The organism is Streptomyces caeni, assembly GCF_042678285.1.
Taxonomy (GTDB): Bacteria; Actinomycetota; Actinomycetes; order Streptomycetales; family Streptomycetaceae; genus Streptomyces; species Streptomyces caeni.
This window is the reverse complement of the sequence record NZ_JBHUDX010000162.1, coordinates 1-3,295: the sequence shown is the minus strand read 5'-3', so window position 1 is coordinate 3,295 and position 3,295 is coordinate 1. Positions and strand designations below refer to the sequence as shown.

Genomic DNA, 3,295 nt, shown 5'->3' with positions numbered 1-3,295 from the left:
TCCGCCCTGGCCCCTGCCATGGCAGCAGGCCTACCACCGCCTCCGCACAGCAGCCACGGGTACCGGCGGCGTACCGGCCACGAACCTCCCCCGAAGACTTTGCCGCTGGATCCGCGTCCAGCAGGAGTCCTGGCAGCACCTCCACCCCGGCCAGCAGGACCTCCTGACCGCCCTCGGCATCACACCCCACGCCGTCGCAGGCGAACGACCCGCCCGGGCCACACGCACCTACCCCACCAGCCCCGGACTCGACCACGCACGCGCCTACACCGCCCAGCACGGCCACCTCACCCCGGACAAACACACCCGACAAGACGGCTTCCCCCTCGGCAGATGGCTGTGCCAGCAACGCCGCAAAGCCCGCGCCGGCGTCCTCTCCACCACCACCATTGAGGCGCTCACCGCCCTGGACCCGTGGTGGAACCCACCCTGGCCCTACACCTGGCACCGCACCTGGCAGCAATACCGCACCACGATCAGCGGGAACGAACCCGTCCCGGACACACTCCAACGGTGGGCCAACGCCCAACGCAGTCAATGGAGCACCCTCCACCCCGGCCAACAACAACTCCTCACCCACACCGGCATCCACCCGTAGAGCGCAGCCCTTACGCCCGCGCTTCCAGTACCAGGCCAGTCCGTTCGGATCGTTTTGAGGCATTGCCGGATACTTCCCGTTCGTGCGTCACGCCCGCCTGAACGGCGCCGGCCAACCTGGCCTGCTTGTCGCACCACACGCCGTCACGCCGGATTGCGGAACACGGACTCGACGAGAGGGTCTACATCGGTGTAACCCAGCCGCTTGGCTTCGCCTACCAGCCGATTGACCTCCACAAGTGTGAGTTCCCACTCCCCCCGCTCGAACAGTGAAAGGTCAACAGAGTTCATTCCGTAGTGCTTCTCCAGTCGCCGGAACATGGTCCGCTTCTCTCTGCTGGAGAGACTCACGGAAAGCCATTCCCTGAGATGTTTCGATCTCACCTGCAGGGAGAACTTCCTGAGTCGCACAATCTCTGCACTCACTGGCAGCGCCCCAGAGCGCCAGGTCCGGGAGCTTGCACTGTGTCGACCATTCACGGCCATGGCCATCAAGCGAGCACGAGCTGCATCGTTTTGATGCTCAGGGCTGGCCACAGAAAGGAGGTCGAACCAGCTGATCAGTTCCGTGGGGGACGTTACACCGCAGGCTTCCAAGTAGTTGCGCAGGAAGTATGGGGACACCGGCCGTGCTCCTGACAGCACTGCTGCCACGCTCGAATGTGAGTAGGGCATCAGCTGGGCAAGCTGCCGTAGTGACAGCGAGCGGTAAGCGCGAAGGGACTGCAGGGCGAGTCTCAGGTCCAGATACGTCTCGGCGCGATGTGAAGGGAGGATGATCCCTGTTCTGTCCCAACGTTCCCAGGTGCGGGGCCAAGAAGCCCTCCGTCGCTCCTCAGGGCCCAGATGCAGCGACTCCACAGAGTCGTCACTGACGAATTCCCTGGGCCGGATCTCCCGGCGAGCCTCTTCCCAGTCCTTGCGCCACCGCCTGGTATCGCCGGAGCACGCCTCCACGTAGGCCTTCGTCACTCGCCACGACGGCAGCTCATAGCCCCCTGCGGCTTTGGACAACGACGCCGCAGAGACGCCGCACCTCGTAGTCATCTGCGCGAGGGTAGGGCTGCCTGCCCGCTCGCGGAGCACGCGGAGCGCGGCGGCGAATTCGAGGACCCTTGGATTTCCCTGTCCAATGGGTAGCTGGTTGATGCGACGTCCCACGTCTTCTCCAGAGGACCTTGAACTGCCCGCGGGGGCCAGCCTCAGCCGCTGACCCCCGCGGAGGGCATCAGGCGAGTTCCTGGCGAAGCTTCCCTGCGATCAGGCCTCCGCCGGCCACTGCCGCGACAGCGGCCGGCGGAGCGCATCCAACCACCACGAGCACGATGACCGCGAGAAGAATCACGATCACCAGCCATACCATCGCGGCAGTGATCTCTCGGCTCTGCAGAATCGTCAGCGGACCGATCGGGATCGGAAGGCTGCTGGACGTCACGACATACGTCATGGCGCGGGCACCTCAGTCTCTTAATGGAAGCGTCAATTCCGCTTCGTTGACCCGGACTAGTTCGATGCCAGGCCCTGGTTGGCGCCAAGGCTGATCTGGCGCCCTCATGCTGGCCGACCCACGAGGGCGATGTCCATTCCGATGTAAACGGATTCTGAACAATTCGGGGCTCTTTTTCAGAAACCTGTCCACAGCGCATGGAGAGTCTGTACTTAAAAACCGTGTCCTTCAGGCACGTTCGTGCAGGCCAAGGCGTCATTCTTCAGAAGATGTACCGCCAACGCGGTCAAGGGCAGCACCTTCGGTGCGGCATCGCCCGATGATGGGTGACATGCTGGGCACGAGCCCGCGAGGGCTGTGGCCTTGGTCGCCGGGCACCTCAGTCTCTGACCCGGACTGTGCATCGCGCGATACGAGGTGAGCGTGCTGTTGGCGCAGGACGCTCAAGCAATGGGGTTCGCCGTGATCTGACCGGCGAACCCCATTGCTTTTACTTGGAGCATGGCGGAGTCTCCAGTGACACGGCGTAGGCGTGCCCGGCGTACTCTCACCTGATCCCCTGCCCGGCACCAGCAGCACTCTTCGGCACCCGCACGGCGCCCGCTCCGGAGTGCTTCAAGATGGGGCTCCAGTGTCGTCACGGAGGGGGATCAGGTGCCTGTTCTTGGAAGAGCTTCGGTGCCGTTGCCTGCCCTCACCGAGTTCTGTCAGCGCCAACAGCGCTGCTGGCGGCCCCGCGCATGTCCTATACGTCGTCGAAGCTGGGCTGACTCCATGGCTGCTCGGGGGGTGGACCTTGGGCACCGAGAAGCTGGGTGATCTTCTCAGCTTCATCACTTGAGAGATCGGAGAGCAGGCGCGTCGTTGTACCGAGGAGGGCGTCCAGCGGTACCTGGGTACGTGCGCCGCGGGCACTGGCGATTCCGGTGCCGAACAGACACTGGAGCGTCTCGCCGGAAGGGATGCGGGCATCGGCTTCGATGACTCCCTCGGCCTGTCCCAGCGCGTCGCTGATGCCGTCGAGTTGGGCGTCGTGGGAGATGTCGTCTCCGGGGCCGCCGTATCCGACGTGGCGGTCCGTGACGACCATGCGAAGAGAGGTCAACGGGATGCCGAAGCGGTCGGCCCTGTTTCTCACCTCGTCGAGGCGGGGCAGATCGTGCTCCTGTCCCTGCGGGAGCTGGCGCCGGGACTGGGCAACGAGCACATGGAAACGCGGGGTCTGCAGGATCAGCTGGCCGGCCTTCACTG

General features: G+C 64.5%; 4 protein-coding genes. 1 reads left to right on the top strand and 3 read right to left on the bottom strand.

The genetic code is table 11. The features are described from left to right. The coding region (locus ACFSL4_RS37405) for a helicase associated domain-containing protein (protein WP_381092581.1) at positions 1-598 on the top strand (598 nt) is incomplete at its 5' end. A 143-nt stretch (positions 599-741) separates the two neighbouring features. Here the strand turns inward: ACFSL4_RS37405 and ACFSL4_RS37400 are convergent. From ACFSL4_RS37400 to ACFSL4_RS37390, 3 genes are all read right to left on the bottom strand, one after another. After that, the gene (locus ACFSL4_RS37400) at positions 742-1,758 is read right to left on the bottom strand and encodes a helix-turn-helix transcriptional regulator (protein WP_381092580.1); all 1,017 of its coding nucleotides are present in this window, start codon (positions 1,756-1,758) and stop codon (positions 742-744) included. Positions 1,759-1,825: 67 nt separating this feature from the next. Next, positions 1,826-2,044, bottom strand: coding sequence for a hypothetical protein (locus ACFSL4_RS37395; protein WP_381092579.1), 219 nt, complete (start codon positions 2,042-2,044; stop codon positions 1,826-1,828). A gap of 745 nt (positions 2,045-2,789) precedes the next feature. Beyond that, positions 2,790-3,295: hypothetical protein (locus tag ACFSL4_RS37390; protein WP_381092578.1), on the bottom strand; the 506-nt coding region annotated here is incomplete at its 5' end.